At 65.7% G+C, this 18,981-nt stretch carries 16 protein-coding genes and 1 pseudogene; 12 read left to right on the top strand and 5 right to left on the bottom strand.

The features are described from left to right. Positions 1-119: 119 nt before the first annotated feature. Positions 120-2,024, bottom strand: a complete 1,905-nt coding sequence (locus ALTAJ2_RS13670; RefSeq protein WP_007109360.1) for a DHH family phosphoesterase — start codon at positions 2,022-2,024, stop codon at positions 120-122. A gap of 123 nt (positions 2,025-2,147) precedes the next feature. Then, a complete protein-coding gene (locus ALTAJ2_RS13665) occupies positions 2,148-3,266 on the bottom strand; it encodes an outer membrane protein assembly factor BamB family protein (RefSeq protein WP_193365037.1) in 1,119 nt (372 codons plus the stop codon). Between the two features lie 206 nt (positions 3,267-3,472). On the opposite strand from ALTAJ2_RS13665, the gene ALTAJ2_RS13660 reads away from it, so the two are divergent. Together ALTAJ2_RS13660 and ALTAJ2_RS13655 are read left to right on the top strand one after the other, a co-directional pair. Then, positions 3,473-3,970 carry a Mov34/MPN/PAD-1 family protein gene (locus ALTAJ2_RS13660; protein ID WP_006184590.1) on the top strand — a complete coding sequence of 166 codons (498 nt, stop codon included), beginning with the start codon at positions 3,473-3,475 and terminating at the stop codon, positions 3,968-3,970. 94 nt (positions 3,971-4,064) lie between these two features. Beyond that, positions 4,065-4,496: an adenylyltransferase/cytidyltransferase family protein gene (locus ALTAJ2_RS13655; RefSeq protein WP_007109358.1), complete on the top strand. Its 432-nt coding sequence runs from the start codon at positions 4,065-4,067 to the stop codon at positions 4,494-4,496. A 69-nt stretch (positions 4,497-4,565) separates the two neighbouring features. Here ALTAJ2_RS13655 and ALTAJ2_RS19795 read toward each other — a convergent pair whose 3' ends face one another. After that, entirely contained in the window at positions 4,566-4,724 is a 159-nt protein-coding gene (locus ALTAJ2_RS19795; RefSeq protein WP_007109357.1) for a hypothetical protein, read from the bottom strand. Between the two features lie 114 nt (positions 4,725-4,838). Further along, on the bottom strand, positions 4,839-6,566 hold the full coding sequence (gene ilvD, locus ALTAJ2_RS13650; RefSeq protein ID WP_007109356.1) for a dihydroxy-acid dehydratase: 1,728 nt from the start codon (positions 6,564-6,566) through the stop codon (positions 4,839-4,841). Positions 6,567-6,812: 246 nt separating this feature from the next. Here ilvD and ALTAJ2_RS13645 point away from each other — a divergent pair, with 246 nt between their 5' ends. Beyond that, the gene (locus ALTAJ2_RS13645) at positions 6,813-7,799 is read left to right on the top strand and encodes a beta-ribofuranosylaminobenzene 5'-phosphate synthase family protein (protein ID WP_007109355.1); all 987 of its coding nucleotides are present in this window, start codon (positions 6,813-6,815) and stop codon (positions 7,797-7,799) included. Between the two features lie 208 nt (positions 7,800-8,007). Further along, positions 8,008-8,337 carry a transcription factor S gene (locus ALTAJ2_RS13640; RefSeq protein ID WP_007109354.1) on the top strand — a complete coding sequence of 110 codons (330 nt, stop codon included), beginning with the start codon at positions 8,008-8,010 and terminating at the stop codon, positions 8,335-8,337. A gap of 105 nt (positions 8,338-8,442) precedes the next feature. Here ALTAJ2_RS13640 and ALTAJ2_RS13635 read toward each other — a convergent pair whose 3' ends face one another. Further along, complete coding sequence (locus ALTAJ2_RS13635) at positions 8,443-10,728, bottom strand: amino acid permease (RefSeq protein ID WP_007109353.1); 2,286 nt, start codon at positions 10,726-10,728, stop codon at positions 8,443-8,445. A 210-nt stretch (positions 10,729-10,938) separates the two neighbouring features. On the opposite strand from ALTAJ2_RS13635, the pseudogene ALTAJ2_RS20125 reads away from it, so the two are divergent. The 8 genes and pseudogenes from ALTAJ2_RS20125 to ALTAJ2_RS13600 all read left to right on the top strand — a co-directional run. Beyond that, a pseudogene (locus tag ALTAJ2_RS20125) lies at positions 10,939-11,193 on the top strand (IS6 family transposase); the annotation flags it as partial. 228 nt (positions 11,194-11,421) lie between these two features. Then, entirely contained in the window at positions 11,422-12,153 is a 732-nt protein-coding gene (locus ALTAJ2_RS13630) for a GNAT family N-acetyltransferase (protein WP_007109352.1), read from the top strand. An 80-nt stretch (positions 12,154-12,233) separates the two neighbouring features. Next, complete coding sequence (locus tag ALTAJ2_RS13625; protein WP_007109351.1) at positions 12,234-13,532, top strand: DNA polymerase Y family protein; 1,299 nt, start codon at positions 12,234-12,236, stop codon at positions 13,530-13,532. 135 nt (positions 13,533-13,667) lie between these two features. Beyond that, complete coding sequence (locus ALTAJ2_RS13620; protein ID WP_007109350.1) at positions 13,668-14,942, top strand: J domain-containing protein; 1,275 nt, start codon at positions 13,668-13,670, stop codon at positions 14,940-14,942. A 106-nt stretch (positions 14,943-15,048) separates the two neighbouring features. Next, positions 15,049-15,573: a helix-turn-helix domain-containing protein gene (locus ALTAJ2_RS13615; protein WP_007109349.1), complete on the top strand. Its 525-nt coding sequence runs from the start codon at positions 15,049-15,051 to the stop codon at positions 15,571-15,573. Positions 15,574-15,639: 66 nt separating this feature from the next. Then, entirely contained in the window at positions 15,640-16,506 is an 867-nt protein-coding gene (locus tag ALTAJ2_RS13610) for an alanyl-tRNA editing protein (protein ID WP_007109348.1), read from the top strand. A gap of 150 nt (positions 16,507-16,656) precedes the next feature. Beyond that, a complete protein-coding gene (locus ALTAJ2_RS13605; protein WP_007109347.1) occupies positions 16,657-17,895 on the top strand; it encodes a mandelate racemase/muconate lactonizing enzyme family protein in 1,239 nt (412 codons plus the stop codon). 213 nt (positions 17,896-18,108) lie between these two features. Continuing rightward, the gene (locus ALTAJ2_RS13600; RefSeq protein ID WP_007109346.1) at positions 18,109-18,762 is read left to right on the top strand and encodes a bifunctional 4-hydroxy-2-oxoglutarate aldolase/2-dehydro-3-deoxy-phosphogluconate aldolase; all 654 of its coding nucleotides are present in this window, start codon (positions 18,109-18,111) and stop codon (positions 18,760-18,762) included. Positions 18,763-18,981 lie beyond the last annotated feature (219 nt).

The following is an 18,981-nucleotide window of genomic DNA, read 5'->3' as shown; positions in this document are numbered from 1 at the left end:
CTCGAACCCGATACGGGGAGGTAATCGGTCGTATCGATGCGAACACCCGAACCGATCAACGGGGAGACGATAGCTATCGCTCTCCACTGTGAAAACCGAAAACGAACGATCGGCCGGTCTCAGTCGTCGATGGGTGCCGCACTCGAGAGCGCTTCGTCGATGTCAGCCTCGGCCATCTTCTCGACCAAGGCGTCGATGACCTCCTCGCGTTTGCCGGTCACGAACTTGATCGACCCGACGACGAGGTGTCCGCCGCCGGAGACGCCGCCGCCCGCGATTTCGGCCTCGAGTTCGGAGACCATGTTCGGGATGTCCAGTCGCACGCCGTCGCTCCGAAGCACGGCGAAGTCGGGGCCGTAGCCGACCGTGATGACCGGATCGCCGGTCTCCTCGATCTTCCGGTCGTGGATCTCGCCGGTGGTCTTCCCCGGCGCGGGGTAGGTAAAGCGGTGCGCGTAGTTCTCCACGTCGATCCGGTAGAGGTGCGCGCCGTTCTCGAGCGTCTCGTGTTCGAGGTGGGGCATCGCAGCGTCGAGTTGCTCGTCGACTTCCTCGCGGCCGCGGTCGGCGAAGAACTCGACGAGTTCGCGGTGGCGCTGTTCGTCGTCGCTGTCGACCTGGAGCAGGTCCTGAATCAGCTGGTCGCCGGAGTTGTAGCGCAGCCAGAAGGCGGCGTAGTCCAGCGCCTCGCTGACGTCCTGCAGTCGGTCCTCGTCGTAGCCTTCCGCGGCGGCCAACTCGAGGTAGTCGTCCATCGCGTCGGCCTTCGAGCGGTCCGAGAGGCCCGCGACGGCCGGGACGTGACGGAGTTCCTCGCCGAGGTCGGGGTAGATCATCCGCGCGAGTTCGACGCAGAGCATCCCCGTGGTGATCCGGTAGTCCTCGTCGTGGAGGTACGGGTTGACGTGGGCGTCGAGCAGGTCGCCGACCGCGTCCGGGTCGGGGTGATGGTGGTCGACGGCGACGATCGGGATGTCGTAGTGGGCCAGCGTCTCGTAGGCCGGCACGTCCTCGGCCGTCGAGCCGTTGTCGAGCATCAGCAACAGCGGCAGTTGCTGGCCGTGCTTCTCGCGGTCCTCGAGCGCGAAGTTCAGGTCCCGCGTGGCGTCTTCCATCTCGTAGAAGGGCGCTTTCGCCGGCAGCCGCTTGATGAGGTGACGCGGCGCGTCCTCGTCTTCGTGGACGTCGGCGATGAATCGCTGGAGCGCGATCTGAACGGGAACGGCGGCGCACATCCCGTCGCCGTCGGCGTGATGGCGGACGCGGATCGGACGGCCCTCGAGCACCGTCCGCCGGAGCAGTTGCGCGACTTCCTCCAGGTTCGGCCGAAGCTTTTCGAACGCCGGCCAGTCGATCAGGGGCTCGACGTCGTGCGGTTCGGCGCGCTCCTCGAGGGCGTCCTCGAGTCGCTCGCGGGCCGCTTCGGCGTCCTCGCCCTCGAGTTTCGAGAGGCCGTCGACCTCGATCTGGACCGATCCCTCGCGGTGTTCCGGCGTCCCGGTGACGCGAACGACGTCACCGACTTCGATCGCGGGGTAAGCCCGGACGCCGGCCTCCTCGAAGGCGGCACAGGGGACGACGCCCTGCTCGTCGGCGACGTGGAAGATCGTCGGCCCGCCGGTCTGTTTGACCTGCGTGACCGTCCCTTCGAGGTGGATCTGGTCGCCGATGGTGCTCTCGAGGCGGTGGGTGCCGGTCAGCGAGTAGTCGTGGCCGACATCGTCGACCGTATAGTCGTCGATATCGACGGGTTCGAATGCCATATCGCCGTTCTCACGGACGCTCTCGAGTTCGACGACGAGTTCGTCGCCGACGGCGAACGTGCCCTCGAGGACGGATTCGTGGACGAGACCGGAAACGGAGTCGGAGAGATCGACGAAGACGCCGTAGTCGACGATACCGTTGATCTCGGCGAGATAGGGGCGGCCGTGCTCGACATCGTCGGCGGTACAATCGGAAGCGAGATCGTAGACGACGGAATCCCCGTCGTCTGCGCCGGGTTCCCCGGCGGAGTCACGCGTCATCTTGGTTCGCTGTTTGGGGTGGTCGCGTATAACCCTTGTCAAGAAGCGATGGGGCTCGAGGGAGTCGATCACCGGCCCGTACGGTCGGACTCCGCTGAGCGGTGCTCGAGGGTTGACCGGATCTCACTCGGGGGGAGACAGGGCCCAAAGCGTTCCGTCGCTGGTCTGGGCGAACGCCTGTTCGCCGGCGGCACCGAGTCCGAAGCCGTTGGTCGGAAGTGATGTCTCGGGCCGAGCGAAGAACGACGCGCCGTCGGTCCACGTCACGGTTCCGTCGGCCGTCCCGACGACGAACATCGCCGTCGTCGATGCCGCTCGAGTGACGGGTGCGTCGAACCGCATTTCGTACCGTTCGCTGCCGTCTGCCGCGGAGAGTTGGTACACCGTTCCGAACGTATCCGACGGGGCGTCGTCCGTCGACTCTGCGACGAGCAACGACGAGTCGGTTGCGTGGACCCCCATGATCTCGGCACCGCGACCGAACGGCGTCCGCCACCGACCGGACCCGTCCGCCGCGTCGAGTGCGACGACATCACCGCCACCGCCGACGTAGACCGTGTCGTCGATCGGAACCGGGCCGACAGCGGTTGCCTCCCACTGCGCCGGTCGCCAACTCCACGTGGTGGTCCCGTCGGTGGGTGAGATCGCAACCACTCCGTCCGCGTCACCGAAATAGACCGCGTGATCGTCGGCCGCCAGCTGGTCGTCCGGGGCGGCGACGACGGTAAAACCCGTTTCGGGGACGTGGGACTGTTCCCATCGTACCGATCCGTCGGCGGTCTCGAGCGCGGCGAGACCGCCGTTTGCAGCGTACAGCGTTCCGTTCGCCACGGCCATCGCCGACGAGTGATTGGATACCGTCTGCCGCCACCGTCGTGTCCCCGTCCGGGCATCGAAAGCGGAGATCCGCGACTGCCCCGACTCCCGTTTTTCGCCGACGTACACGGTACCGTCGGCGGCGAGGAGACCGGTCGGCCGACCGAACTCGTGTTCCCACTGCTGATCACCCGTTTCCGTATCGAACGCGACCAGCTGCCCGTTTTCGAGACCACCGTCGCGGCTGCCACCCGCGACGACGACTCCCTCGGTAGTCACTGGTGACGCGAAGGCACCCGGCTCGGGGACTGAAGCCGACCAGTCGGCTCCGTCCGGTTCACGAAGCCAGGGCAACGATACACAACCGGCAATCCCGGAGGAACAGATGCCGACGCCAGTAGCGAGAACCGAGCGGCGGGAAGACATCGCTCGATAGTGGCCGGAGAACGTCCATATGTCTTCTGATTGATTGTATATGTGTGAAACTGACTCGGTTCATCGGCGGTCTCGAGCGGACTTGAACACGTTCGAATCGTGGACTCAGCCCGCTGTCGCCGACCGGTCGACCGCGCAGCGCTCGCGGCAACCGGTGCATCGGAACGTTTAGCAACCGCAAGGCCGCACGTGGGGATATGGGGCTGTTCGACGCGCTGTTTCGCTCGAGCGAGATCCTCGGTATCGCCGAGGAGACCCTCGAGTTCGCCCTCGAGTCCTCCGAGGAGACCCACCCGAACGAATACATGGGGTTTCTCCGGGGAACCGAGGCCGATCGCCTGGGGTTAGACCGGGATGGCCTGGTCATCACGGACGTGCTCGTGGTCCCCGGGACCGAGACCAACAGCGTCAGCGCGACCGTCAAGACGAACCAGATTCCGAACGACGTGAAGGCGCTGGGGAGCATCCACTCCCACCCCAACGGGGTGATCAGGCCCAGCAACGCGGATCTGGATACGTTCGGCCGCGGGAGCGTCCACGTCATCATCGGCGCGCCCTACCGCCGAACCGACTGGAAGGCGTTCGATTCGAAGGGCCAGCCGACCACGTTGAACGTGATCGATGTCGACCTGCCCGATACGGAGGACTTCTTCGATTTCACACAGGCGGATATCGACGAGGAACTGCGACGATGAGACTCGCTATGCTCGAGACGATGCCATCAGTGACGACCGGACCGACGACGGGATCGACGCGGAAACCGCCGGCGACAGCAGGAGGGGCCGACGGATGACACGGACCGTCATCGCGCAGGGTACCTTCGACATCCTCCACCCCGGCCACGTCCACTATCTGGAGGAGGCCGCGGCGATGGGCGACGAACTGTCGGTCATCGTCGCCCGCAAGGCCAACGTCGATCACAAGGAGACGCCGATCTGTCCGGCGACCCAGCGCCGCGACGTCGTCGGCGCGCTCGCGGCCGTCGACGAGGCCCTGCTCGGCCACGAAGAGGACATCTTCGTTCCCATCGAGGAGATCGATCCCGACGTGATCGCGCTCGGTCACGACCAGCACCACGACGACGAGGCCATCGCGGCCGAACTCGAGCGACGGGGGATCGACTGCGAGGTTCGCCGGGCGAGCGGCCGCGAGACCGACGACGAGCAACTGCTCTCGACGCGGTTGATCATCGAGCGGATCCTCGAGCGGCGAGGGGACTGACACGCAGCGTGGCCGCACGGCTCGGAGCACTCGCTTCGACTCGCCGACGCCGCGGCGGGGGGCACGCGATTAGTTCTCGAGGACGGCCGTCGGCGGCGGCAGCCGAAGCGAATCGACCGTATGCCCCGTCTCGACGAAGTGCTCGATCGCCTTCTCGGACACTTCCTTTTCGGTGTAGCCGTCAGCGGTGCTGGCCTGCCAGTCACACTCGAGGCAGTACTTACACATCCGTCGCTCTATCTGGGAGTGGGTCACAAAGGCGGGAAAGACTCGTGCAGGAAATCGAAGGGGGTCCCTGCGAGTGGAGGATCGCGCGGGGCCGCCTCTTCGCCGTCGACCGCGCTACTCGTCTTTGACGCCGGGGTTTGTCACGGCACCGTTGGCCGCCGACCCGAAGTCACGGCCGTACTTCGCCAACACCCCAGTGGTGTACTGGGGTTCCGGTCGGTCGTGGTCCGCGAGGCGCTGTTCGATCTCCGCGTCGGAGAGGTCCACGGAGAGTTCGAGGTCGTCGATGTCGATGGTGATCGTATCGCCGTCCTCGAGGGCGGCGATGGGGCCGCCGGCCGCGGCCTCGGGGGCGACGTGGCCGATGGAGAACCCGCGAGTCGCGCCCGAAAAGCGGCCGTCGGTGAACAGGGCGACGTCCTCGGCGTGGCCCTGGCCCGCCACGGCGGAGGTGACGCCGAGCATCTCGCGCATCCCGGGACCGCCGCGTGGCCCCTCGTTGCGGATGCCGATGACGTCGCCGGATTCGACGTTCCCTTCCTGGACGTACGCCATCGCGTCTTCTTCCTGCTCGAAGATCCGGACCGGCCCCTCGTGGTGGAGGTGGTCCTCGCCGGTGATCTTGATGACCGCGCCGTCGGGCGCGAGGTTGCCGGTGAGGATGCGGATGGCACCGCGCTCGTGGATCGGGTCGGCCACGGTGTGGAGGAAGTCGGCGTCGAGGTCTTCGATCGCGGGCGGATCGATCCGCGCTATGGCCTCGGCCATCGTCTCGCCGGTGACGGTCAGCGCGTCGCCGTGGAGCAGGTCGGCCTCGAGCAGTTCGCGCAGGACGACGGGGACGCCGCCGACCTCGTGGAGGTCGTTCATCACGCGCTCGCCGCCGGGTTGGAGGTTGGCGATCTTCGGCGTCCGAGCGCTGATCTCGTTGAACGTCTCGATGTCCAGATCGACGCCGGCCTCGGCGGCCATCGCCAGCAGGTGGAGGACGGCGTTGGTCGAGCCGCCGACGGCGACCTGCAGGGCGATGGCGTTCTCGAACGACGCTTCGCTGAGGAAGTCAGAGGGTTTCCGCCCCGCTTCGACGGCTTCGACGGCGATCTCGCCGGCCTCGCGGGCGACCTCGTAGCGCGAGTCGGCCTCCGCGGGCGGGCTGGCGCTGCCCAGCGGCGCGAAGCCGATCGCCTCGGAGATCGACGCCATCGTGTTGGCGGTGAACATGCCGCCACACGAGCCCGCGCCGGGGCAGGCGTTGCGCTCCATCTCGTCGAGTTCGTCCGGATTCATCTCGCCGTCGGCGACGGCACCGACGCCTTCGAAGAGGTTCTGGACGGTGACTTCCCGGCCTTCGTGCTCGCCGGGCATGATCGACCCGCCGTAGCAGAAGACGGAGGGCAGATCGGTCCGGATCGCGGCCATCATCATTCCGGGCATGTTCTTGTCACAGCCGCCGATAGTGACCAGCCCGTCCATGCGCTCGCCGAATGAGACGAGTTCGACGGAGTCGGCGATGAGCTCCCGAGAGATCAGCGAAGCCTTCATCCCTTCCGTTCCCATCGAGATGGCGTCGGAGATGGTGATCGTCCCGAACTCGATCGGCATGCCGCCGGTCTCGTCGACTCCCTCGAGCGCGGCGTCGGCGACGTCGTCGAGGTGGACGTTACACGGCGTGATGTCGGCCGCCGGATTCGGAACGCCGATCATCGGCGAGCCGAAGTCCTCGTCGTCGAACCCCATCGCACGGAACATGGCGCGGTGGGGGGCCTTGTCCGGCCCCTCCGTCACTTCGCGACTCCGCAACTGCTCGTCTTTTCCGTAGTCGAACTCGTCGTCGCTGCTCATGGGTTGAGCTTGACTCCCACAGGTATAAGTTACCCTTTCTCGGCCAGCTGTTCGGTCGCGAGCAGTGCTGCCTAACCGGTTCGGGACGGCCCTGGGGAATACCGTCCGGATGGCCCGGAGTGAGCCAGCCGCGATCGACTGTCGGGATCGGTCGCCATCGCCGACTCGAATCAGCGCAGTTTCGGCAGTCTCAGTCGTTGCCACCGTCGAAACCCCCTTCCCGGGGGCCTCCGTAGGCGGCGTATCATGACGACCGCGACCGTTAGCGCGGGGGCACGGCTCCACGTCGGCTTCCAGAACCTCTCGCTCGCTCGCGAGCGACTCTACGGCGGGATCGGTATCGGGCTCGCGGAGCCGCGGGTCACCGTCACCGCCGAGCCCGCCGCCTCGGTCGCTGCCGCCGATCCGCTGCTCCGGGACTACGCGAACCGCGCCGTCGACGTACTCGGGGTCTCCGGTGTCACGATCACGCTCGAGGAGTCCCTGCCCCGCCACGTCGGCCTCGGAAGCGGGACCCAACTCGCGCTCGCCGTGCTGACGGCGACGGCGCGAGCGCACGGCCTCGAACCGCGGGTCCGTGAGCGCGCGCCGGCCATGGGCAGGGGCGGTCGCAGCGGCGTCGGCGTCGCAACCTTCGAGGGCGGCGGCTTCGTCGTCGACGCCGGGCATCCGACCGCTCGGTTTACCACCGAACCGCCGGCGGAGGGCGACTGGACGGTACCACCCGTCGTCGCCCGCCACGACCTGCCGTCCGAGTGGCGGTTTCTGGTCGTCGTTCCGGACGCGGACCCCGGCCGCAGCGGCGACGACGAGGACGCGAGCATGCGCGCCGTCGTCGAACGCGCCGATCCGGCCATCGCGGACGAAATCGCCGGCGTCGTCACCCGCAAACTGCTGCCGGCGGCCGCCGCGGGCCGCCTCGAGCCCTTCGGCGAGGCCATCGCGGAAATCGGCCGCAAGAACGGTGCCTGGTACGCCGACGCCCAGGGGGGCGTCTTCCGGCCGCCCGCGGGCGAACTCGTCGAATCGCTCGAGGACTGTCCGGTCCTCTCGGGGGTCGGCCAGTCGTCGTGGGGGCCGGTCGTCTACGGCGTGACCAACGCCGCCCACACCGACGAGGCCGCGGCCGCCGCCCGAGACGTGCTCGCGGATCGCGGACTCGAGGGAACGGTCGTCCTCGCTGCGCCGGCGGGGACCGGGGCTCGGGTCCGGACGACCGGCGATGGCCAGTAGAAACAGGACGGGGACGGATCGGAGCGCACAGCATCGGGATGGGGCGGTACGATTTGCTCGGCCCGTCGCCTCGAGACGGCGGGCGAACCCGTCGCGAACCGTCCGTTCGCGGTCGACGAACCCACGAAAGCGCGCACGCTGGAGCCGGACGCCGGCGTCGGACGGGGGACTGGAGTATTTTTGCGTACCGAGTCCGTACGTGACCGGTATGCAATTCTGTGACGACTGCGGTTCGATGATGAAAGCGCGGGGCGATCAAATGGTCTGTACGAACGACGACTGCGGGGCCTCGAGCGAGCGGGACCGCGAACAGGAAGACGCGTTCGTCACGACGGAGTCACAGACCGACGGCGACGTGATCGAGTCCAGCGAGGAAGCGAACTTCGAGGGCAAACCGAAGGCGACGGACGTCATCTGTGACGAGTGCGGTGCCGAGGAAGCGTGGTACACGCTCAAACAGACCGCTTCCGCCGACGAGCCGCCGACGAGGTTTTTCAAATGTACCGAATGTAAAAATAAGTGGCGAGAGTACAATTAAACCAATAATATTGGCCGTGCCACTCCGATCCCCTCGTTATATTTTGCGAGGTTTTCGTACCCGAATTTGCGTAAGTATTAGTCTGTCACTGCGGTGACTGGGGCGTTATTCTTGTTTCGTAATACCTAGCAGACGTTCACGCAGGGTCCGCTTGCGAGCCGTCTCAGCGAGTAACACTGAACACTCGACATCCTCGAGGATATCTAAGACCGGCGATCCGCGGACCAATCGGGACAACAGCCCGCGCCCGGTCGCACCGATCACGACGAGGGTTGCATCCGTGGCTGCATCGCCGATAGCGGTCTCGACGTCTCGATCATCGACAACCAGATCGGCGTCAGCGAGCCCGTTTTCGGCGGCCCATTCTTCGAGGAACTCCTCGCCCCCTTCAATGGTCTCGTCATCAGAAAGAGCGTGTAGGACCGTCACGTCGGAGTCGAACTCGTTGCGAAGCAACTGGGTAACCTCTGCACCGAGCACCGAGTCGGGGCCGCCAGCAGTTGGCAATAGGATATGCGAGGGGTCGAATCCGCGCTCTCTCAGTACCAGGCAGTCACAGGGGAGATCATGGGTCAGTTCATCGAGACGCGATTCGGCACGGCCATGAGAGGCGGGCCCCCAGCCCATGACGACCTGATCAGCGTCGAAGGTACGGGCAGCGTCGAAGACTTCCTCGAACGACCGGTGTGAAAGCACTGTCTGCGTCTCGACGGGAACACTAAATGTCTCAGCGTCGGTCCGTGCCTGCTCGAGTAATTTCTTTGATTCGGCGTTGATCCGTTCGTTCTGCTCGGCACGTTCGAGTGGCGTCTGGTCGGGTACCTGCACGATGTGAACTGCATGAACTGTGCCGCCACGTTGCTTTGCGATGGCACCACCGAGTGTGATGAGTTCTTTTTCGGTTCGTGGGTTCGACAATGGAACCATTACGCGGAAATCGCCCCCGTCCGGAACACTGGCAGTCGGTCGGATCGAGTCAGCCGCTGCCACTGCAGCATCGGGCATCTTCTCGGAGCGGTCGAGGATCCAGCCGGCGAAGACGCCGTCGTTTTCGACACGCTGGCGCGCGTACAGCAGGTACCACACGCTTGCGAAGACGACGAGTCCCGACGAGAGCAGAATGACGCGTGGTTCGATGTACGCGATCAGTGCGAACGACGAAACCGTCCCGATAATCGGAACAAAGGGGTAGAGCGGAACCTCGAAGTCGGGATCGTAATCTGCAGGGTCGGCCTCTCGCATGACGATCAGCGCGACGTTCAACAACCCGTAGACGATCAGATGCAGCACCGAGCCGGCTGTCGACAGGAACTCGAGGTTGCCAAAGAGGAGGAAGGCGATAATAAGCGAGCCGGTGATCAGGATCGACTTGTACGGCGTCCCGAACCGTGGGTGGATCTCGTTGACTGACGGCGAGATAATCTTCTCGCGTCCCATCGCGAAGTTGATTCGCGAGGAAGAGAGGATCGATGCGTTTGCGCTCGAGGCCGTCGCGAGCAGGCCGCCGAGCAACAGCAACCCCCAGCCGACCGTCCCCAAACCGAAGCCGAAGACGCTGTACTGGCCAAAGAGGGATTGGGCAGCCGTAACGACGGCCGCATCATTGTTCGCCACCAGGTCGTTTGGCACCGCCGCAAGCAAGACAACGAGAAACAGGGCGTAGACGACGGTGACGATGACGACCGACCCGATAACCGCCAGCGGGAGGTTTCGGCCGGGGTTCTTGATTTCTTCGGCGACCGATGTGATCTGGACGAAGCCGAGGTAGGAGACGAAAACGATGGCAGTGACCGGGAGTACCTGTTCGGCCGTCCCCGGCGGCGCAAACGGTCGCAACGACTCGAGGTTCCCGTTCAGGAGGCCGACGACGGTGAAGACACCGAGGATGGCGAGTAGCGTAAGGACGATCCCGATCTGGAGGCCGCCGGTCTCCTTGGCACCGATGTAGTTGATAGTGATAAACAGCGCTGCCCCGATGAGCCCGATCACCTTAACCGCCGATACCGTCACCGGGCCGAGCGTGAGCGTCGAAGCGACGACGAGTTCGTTGACGTACTTGCCGAAGCCGTACATGTAGAACGCGGACGCGAACGCCAACCCAAGCCAGTTTGCCCAGCCGCTTATCGACCCGAACAGCGGTCCGAGCGCACGGTTAATATAGAAGTAGGCACCGCCGGACTTGGGCATCGCCGTCCCCAGTTCCGAGGCCGATAGTGCCGTGAACAGTGCGGTGACGCCACCAATGACGAACGTCAATGCCGCGAGTGGACCCGCTCGAGCGACGGCGGTGCCCGGCAGCACGAAGATTCCAGCCCCGATCATCGTGCCGATACCGATCGCGATCGCCGAGAGGAGTCCGAGGTCCTTCGCGAGTTCCTCGTCGGCGCTCATACGGCTTCACCACCGCATAGCACACGCTCTTTCACTGATCCTAGCAGTCTATTGGATATCAGCCACCCCGGTGGGTCACACGTTCGATTTCGGACGGTCATTGAATCGAATGTCACAATGAGATGGTGATAAACCCCAGGATTGCGTTACTGCATCCGTAGTTTCATAATCCGACAGTACTATTCAGTAAAAATAGGATTCGAAATGGTACAACTACGCGAGAAACACGATCTCGATGCCGCCGTGTTTCTCGTCGATGGGGCGACACTGCTCCAAGACGCCTGCTCTCGACATGGCCTCGATTTCGGATTCGAACGTCACGGAAATCGGAACAGCATGGAAGGCGTTTTCCAGGAGATAAAACGCTGATCGATGTCGTTCTCGAACTGTTTTAGTAACGCTAAAGCGGAAATTCCCGATGAGTGGCAGAGAGCTTTCGCCGTTGCATGGCATCAGCGTATTTGAACATGACACGCTACCAACGCAGGACTTCAAGTGTACCAACTGCGGGAATCGCTGTCGAGAGTGCAACTGAGACCCCGATACGGTACCGGTTCGCGTTCGCGCCGGTCGTCCCTCCGCGGGACGCCGACTCGCCGACACCGGATCTCGACCCGGGAGGAACCATCGGCGATCGATAGTTGTACGATAGCACTGAACAAGGAATAAGCGGACGGCGTGCGTATCGAACGTATGGACGCGATTGAACGGCCGACGTTTGCGTCCGAAGCCAGCAGACGTATTTACGAATACGTCGAGCGGCACGGAACCGTCGAACGGCACACACTGCCCGATATCATGTCCCTCCCGGCCGCGGAGTTCCGAGCGTGTCTCGCGGAACTGAAATCGGACGGTTACCTCGAAGAGGAGGACGGGACCCTTCGGATCGCCCTCGAGTTCGGTGCCGTCGAGAAACACGACCTCGACGAGTTCACCGTGACCGTTCGGCCCGCTCGACAGGCGGATTTCGACGGACTCGTCGATACCATTCGGGACGTCACGGCCGAGGAGACGTACGTCGTCGCCGAGACGATCGCCGAACAGTTGTTGTACGAAAACGCCGTTACCAGACACAACACGGTGCGGTCTCGGCGATTCTTCGTTGCAACCGTCGACGGCGATGTCGTCGGCTGGACCCACCTCGATCTCCAGCAGGTCGATCCGGTCCGGGAGGTCGCCCAACAGACCGTCGGCGTCCGCGAGGCCTATCGGGGCCACGGGATCGGGAGCAAACTCCTGCAGCGAGGGGTCGAGTGGGCCGAAGCGAACGGGTATCGGAAAGTCTACAACAGTATTCCCGTCGTCAACGAGACTGCCCTCGAGTTCCTGACCGTCCACGGCTGGGACACCGAGGCGATCCGCAGGGACCACTACACGATCGACGGCGAGTACGTCGACGAGGTGATGATGGCGTACGAGTTGTAGCCGTCGCCGACGATGAGCCACGTCGTCCCGACTCGGGGCACAACGTTCACGTCCGTTCGGACGAATCGGCCGGTAGACGAATGTCCGACGGGCCCCGACTGCCGGGCGTCGAGGGCGAGGACGACGAGGATCGTATCGTCTGCCACGTCGACGCCGATTGCTTCTACGCCGCCTGCGAGCGGCTGCGCGACCCCGAACTCCGCGGCGAGCCCCTCGTCGTCGGGATGGGTTACGAGGCGGGGGAGACGAACGGTGCGGTCGCTACCGCCAGCTACGAGGCCCGCGAGTTCGGTGTCGAGAGCGCGCAGGCCATTTCGACGGCCCTCGAGCGACTCCCCAGACGCGCGGCGTTCGAAGACGGGGTGCTCGACGATCCCGACCTCGAGCGCGGGGACACCGGTTACTACCGGCCCGTCGACATGGAGTACTACGAGTCGGTTGCGGCCGACGTCCGGGAAATCCTTCACGACTGCGCCGACGTCGTCCGCGAGGTGAGCATCGACGAGGCCTACCTCGACGTGACCGAGCGGACCGCCTGGGAGGTCGCGGACGGCTTCGCCCGTCACGTCAAGGACCGCATCCGACGGGAGGTCGGCGTCACCGTCAGCGTCGGCGTCGCACCGACGATGAGCACGGCCAAGATCGCCAGCGACTTCGACAAGCCCGACGGACTCACCGTCGTCGAACCCGGCGACGTCCAGGGGTTTCTCGCGCCGCTCGCCGTCGACCTGCTTCACGGCGTCGGCCCCGTGACCGCCCGCGAGCTTCGTGAGATGGGCCTCGAGACGGCGAGTGACGTGGCCACCGCCGACCCGGAGCCGCTGGTCGATCGCTTCGGCGAACGCGGCCGGGAACTCTACGACCGCGCCCGCGGCGAGGACGACCGCCGCGTCGAGCCGAAAGGCGACCCCAAGAGCTTCTCCCGCGAGTCGGCGTTCGCCGATCCCGTCGAAGCGCCGACCCCGAAGTACGAACTGATCGAGACGCTCGCGGCGGCCGTCGCCGACCGCGCTCGACGGGAGGGTGCGCTGTACCGAACCATCGGCGTCAAGGCCGTCACGCCGCCCTACGACGTCAACACGCGCGAGCGGTCGCTGCCGGGCCCGATCGATGACCCGGATCTCGTCGATCGCATCGCGCGGGACCTGTTCACCGAGTTCGAGAACGCACCCGTCCGCAAACTCGGCGTCCGGGTCGCCAACCTCGAGTTCGCGACCGCCGATCAGGCGAGCCTCGAGAGTTGGGAGCGGGACGCGGACGGTATTGGAACCGACTCCGACGCGGTCTCCGCCGACGACGGATCGGCGGCGGATACGGCCCCCGATTCCGATCGCGGGGATCGGCCGGCCGGGCAGTCGTCGCTCGCGGATTTCCGGTGAGCGATGGCCGGTCGCCGTCGGCCGCCCGGCCGCCGTCCTCGAGCCGCGAGACGGGTTCCCGAATCGGAAAGAACGCTGAAATTATAACCCCACCCCGACAATCAATACAGCAGACCACAGTACCCGTCTGATTACATGACAGAGGACTTTTACGATCTTCTCGAGATCCCGCCCGACGCCTCCCAGGACGAGATCAAAGACGCCTATCGCGATCAGGTTCGCGTCTACCATCCGGATCTGAACGACGACGATCGCGCACAGGCGCAGTTTACTGCGGTACAAACGGCCTACGATATTCTCGGCGATCCGGTCGAACGGCAGGCCTACGACCGACTCGGCCACGAGGACTACGTCGCGAAGCGAACCAGCGGCCTCCCCTCCCCCGACGTCTGGAAGAGCGACGACAACGGTGACGACGACTCGAGCGGCACGGAACCGAGGGATTCGGAATCCGAGACGGCCTCCGCGTCGACGACGGCCGGTTCGGCGGCGTCCGGATCGAGAACCGGCGGTCGATCGTCGGCGACGACCGGCTCGAGCGGATCGGGGTCCGCAACCGGAACGGCCTCGACTGGCACCTCGAACGCGACCGGCTCCGGAACCGGAGCGGGGTCCGGAGGTGCCGGCGCAGGTACGAGTCGGCGAACCCGTTCGTCGAACGCCGGGACGGCCGGCGACACCGGGCGGTCCAGCCGGTCCGCGACTGGCTCCGGATCGGGGACCGATGCCGGCATCGGGAGCCCGCTCGCGCGCTGGTGGCGGCGACAGAACTTCTCGCTGCCGCTGCTCTGGCTTTCCGTCCTCGTCTACGTGGCCGGCCTCGGCCACTTCGGTCTCGAGAACGCCGCCGCTCTCGGATCGCTCCGGACCGAACTGCTCGCGACCGGTGCCGATCCGACTGGGATCGGCACTGTGCTGACGGAGGGTCGCCACGGGCTCGAGACGACGGTCGCGTTCGTTCGGGGCGTCGAGTTCGTGGCGCCGCCGCTCGAGCAACCGCTGTGGTACGGCGCGCTGGCGGGTTTCGTCGCGCTCACACTCCTTTCGCTGCTCGCCGTCCGGGTCGGCCGTCGGGAGACCACCTGGAGTCCGCTGACGATCGACGAGACGATCGTCGTCGCCCTCGCCGTCGCGGTAGCAGCGACGCTCGTCGGCGGCCCGCTGCTGGCCGGTGCGGTGCTCATGCCGCTGCTGTTCGGCGTCGTCGTCCGCCACACCAGACGCGGACGGGGTTGGACGCCGTCGTATCTCTACGTGTTCCCCGTCTTCGCGCCGCTCGCCGGCTTCGGTGCCGTCACGGCCGGCTATACGTCGCTTCCGGTCGATCTGATCGCGTTCGTCGTCCTCCCGCTGGTCGGCGGCCTGTGGCTCCCGCTGCGGGTGACGATCATGAAACGGTTCGGTCGGTGACTCCGAACCGCTCCCGTCGAGCGCGCTCGGGACGTGTTCCGAGTCGACGCCCCACGGACACACGCGGTACCGAACAGTTGAAATGCGACAGATGCCAAACGCTCGCATGGCCAAATACTCGACCGGTTCGTCCGGTAGCGGCGGCGGGACGAACTGCGAACTCTGCGGTGCCGAGAGCGATTCGCTGACGCTCGCATCGGTCGCGGGAGCCGAACTCGAGGTCTGTCCTGACTGCGCGCCACACGACGATTCCGAGCCACGCGGCGAGGACCGAACCCGGGATCGAAGCGATCGCGCGTCGCGTTCCGACGACGAACCGAGCCGCAAGCAGAAGGCGGCCCAGAACGTCGCCAAAGCGAACCCGGTCTGGGACGGCGACTCCGAACACTGGGAAAGCGAGGGGACCAACTACGACGACGACCCGTTGCCGTATCTCGTCTCGGATTACGGCGATGCGCTCGTCGAGGCACGCCGGGACGCGGGCCTCCAGCGGGAGGAGCTCGCCGACGAACTCGACGCGCCGGCGAAAGACGTCCTCGCGATCGAACAGGGACGCGCGACGCAGGCCGGGGTCGGCGGCGGCCTGATCGAAGCCCTCGAGGACCGACTGGACGTGACCCTCGCGGAGTAAGCGCCGCGGTCCGTGGTGACGGTCTCGGCGAGCAGACTTTTATTCACTGCCGACGGAATCAACGCAATGACCGGCCAACGGGCGGCGGCGGAGCCGTACGCGACGCGATTCGAGACCGAAGTGACGGCGATCGACGGGCGACGGGTCCGACTCGAGCGCAGTCACTTCTACGGCGCGAGCGGGGGACAGCCGGCGGATCGGGGGACGATCGGCGGTATCACGGTCGCGGACGTCCGACTCGTCGACGGGGAACAGGTGCACGTACTGGCCGAGGACCCGTCGATTCGACCGGGGCACCGCGTTCTCTGTTCGGTCGACTGGTCCTTTCGGATGTACTGTATGCGGGCCCACACCGCCAGTCACGTTCTCGTCGGGGCCGCGCGGCGACTGTTCGAGGACGCGACCGATGCGGGTCTCGAGATCGGCCCGGAGACGGCTCACGTCGACCTCGAAACGACGGCGACCGTCGACGACGAGCGGCTGCTCGAGCTCGACGAGGCGGTCAACCGCGTGGTCTGGGAGTCCCGACCGGTGTCGTGGGACGACGTGCCGCTCTCGCGGGCACGGGATCGTGAAGGGGTGGCGCTTGACGCCGGGGCAGACGCCGCAGTCGAGGGAGAGCGGGTCCGACTCGTCACGATCGGGGACGAGAACGACCGGCGGAGCGGGTCCCGTCTCGCCGGTTCGAACGGCGCGGCAACCCCGTGGGACGTGTCGGCCTGTGGCGGCACGCACGTCCGAAATACCCGAGAGATCGGCCCCGTCACGGTACTCGGCAGTTCGACCCCCGCCGAGAACGTGACCCGGATCGAACTCGCCGTCGGCCCGCAGGCGATCGCGCGACGAACGGCGGAGAAACGGGCCGCGTTCGCCGCGACGACAGCGCTGGATGTCGCTCTCGAGGACGTCGCTGCCGAACTCGAGCAGCCGTAACGCCGGCGGCGGTCGGTTTGTCTCGCTCGAGGGAACGACGAGACCGTCGCAAGCAGTGGATTCATTGCTTTCACTGTCCGTGTAGTAGGTAACCGGGGTCGGGCCGGAGAAGGTATAAACTATTACTACCTTCGGAGTGAATTTCTAACCATGGGAGTCGATTACTCACAGTTACACGACCCGAACGCCGAGTATACGATGCGGGACCTCTCGGCGGAAACGATGGGCGTTACCCGAGAACGCGGCGGCAACCGGGACGTCGAGATCACCGATATTCAGACGACGATGGTCGACGGCAACTTCCCGTGGACGCTCGTGCGGATCTATACCGACGCGGGCCCCGTCGGCACCGGCGAAGCCTACTGGGGTGCCGGCGTCCCGGAACTGATCGAGCGAATGACGCCGTTTCTCGTCGGCGAGAACCCGCTGGACATCGACCGGCTGACCGAGCACCTCGTCCAGAAAATGTCCGGCGAGGGCTCGATCGGCGGCGTCACCGTCACCGCGATCTCGGGCATCGAGGTCGCCTTACACGATCTGGCCGGCAAGATCCTTGAAGTACCGGCCTACCAGCTGCTGGGCGGCAAGTACCGCGACGAGATGCGGGTCTACTGCGACTGCCACACCGAGGCGGAAGCCGATCCCGAGGCCTGCGCCGACGAGGCCGAGCGCGTCGTCGAAGAACTGGGCTACGACGCCCTGAAGTTCGACCTCGACGTGCCGAGCGGTCACGAGAAGGACCGCGCGAACCGTCATCTCCGGAACCCCGAGATCGAACACAAGGCCACGATCGTCGAGAAAGTCACCGAGCGCGTCGGTGACCGTGCGGACGTCGCCTTCGACTGTCACTGGACGTTCTCCGGCGGCAGCGCGAAGCGTCTCGCGAAGCGACTCGAGGAGTACGACGTCTGGTGGCTCGAGGACCCTGTGCCGCCGGAGAACCACGACGTTCAGCGTGAAGTCACGCAGTCGACATCGACGCCGATCACCGTCGGCGAGAACGTCTACCGGAAACACGGCCAGCGCCGCCTGCTCGAGGAGCAGGCGGTCGACATGATCGCGCCGGACATGCCCAAGGTCGGCGGGATGCGCGAGACGCGCAAGATCGCCGATCTGGCGGACATGTACTACGTCCCAGTCGCGATGCACAACGTCGCCTCCCCGGTCGCGACGGTCGCCAGCGCCCACGTCGGCGCGGCGATTCCGAACTCGCTGGCCGTGGAATACCACTCCTACGAACTCGGCTGGTGGGCGGACCTCGTCGAAGAGGATGTCATCGAGGGCGGCTACATCGAAATCCCCGAGGAGCCCGGATTAGGCGTCACGCTCGATATGGACGTCGTCGAGGAGCACATGGTCGACGGCGAGGAGTTGTTCGACGAAGCGTGAGCGTCGTCGCGCTCACCGATCGGTGATCGGCGGCGGACGCCGCGTCGAACCGCCTCCCGGCCGAGGAGCGACCGCCATCGGCGGGCGCTTACTTCAGGTATGAGTAAATCTCTTGTCGACGGGACGCGCATGTCTTGGCACGATGGAACGTCTCACTGAGATGCGGCCGGCGATCGAGCACCGGACGGCGGTCACCATGCGAGGGGGAACCGAATGACCGAGAACGAGACGGTCAGGGACCGAATCGTCGATGGCGGCGTCATCGCGGTCCTCCGCGGTATCGACGAGGAGCAAATCGTTCCGGTCGCCCGTGCGATCCACGACGCCGGGGTCGACGTGCTCGAGATCACGGCCGACGGGACGCGTGCCGCAGAGCGGATCGCAGCCGTCGATCGGGAACTCGCCGATACCGACGCAGTCGTCGGCGCGGGGACTGTCCTCGATGCAGCGACCGCGCAGTCCGTAATCGATGCGGGTGCGTCGTTCGTCGTCTCGCCACACGTCGAGCCGGCGGTGGTGCGGACGTGTAACCGGCACGGCGTCCTCGTCGCACCCGGTGTCATGACGCCGACGGAGGCCGTGACCGCGATGGAAGCCGGCGCAGACCTCCTCAAGCTGTTCCCCGCATCGACGGTCGGACCGGATCACATCGGCGCGCTCTCCGGGCCGCTGGGCGACATCGACATCGTTCCGACGGGCGGCGTCTCGCGGGACAACGTCGCTGACTTCTTCGACGCCGGCGCGGCGGCCGTCGGTGCCGGCGGTGCCATCATCGACGACGCGGCCGTCGATGACGGCGACATGGATCGCGTTCGAGAGACCGCGGCGTCGTTCGTCGACGCGGTCGAGGCGGCGCGAAGCGATTGACATCCTCCCGCGCCTAACGACGCGGGAATCCACGAAGTGGATATTCGGGTTGCGCGTTTCCTCGGTTCTCAAGTACGCTTTCGCGCGGAACGTCAACGGTCGCCGTCCAGTTGTGACCAAGGACGTGCTGTTCAGCGCGTGTAGCCCTGTCAAGGGGGCCTTCCTCCCCGCATACAGCGGGCGTCAACAGCGTGGAACGACGTTCCACGAGCAATCGGG

The sequence above is a fragment of the Natrinema altunense genome, from assembly GCF_000731985.1.
Classification (GTDB): Archaea; Halobacteriota; Halobacteria; order Halobacteriales; family Natrialbaceae; genus Natrinema; species Natrinema altunense.
The sequence above is the reverse complement of the archived record's forward strand: the minus strand, read 5'-3'. Positions and strand labels throughout refer to the sequence as shown.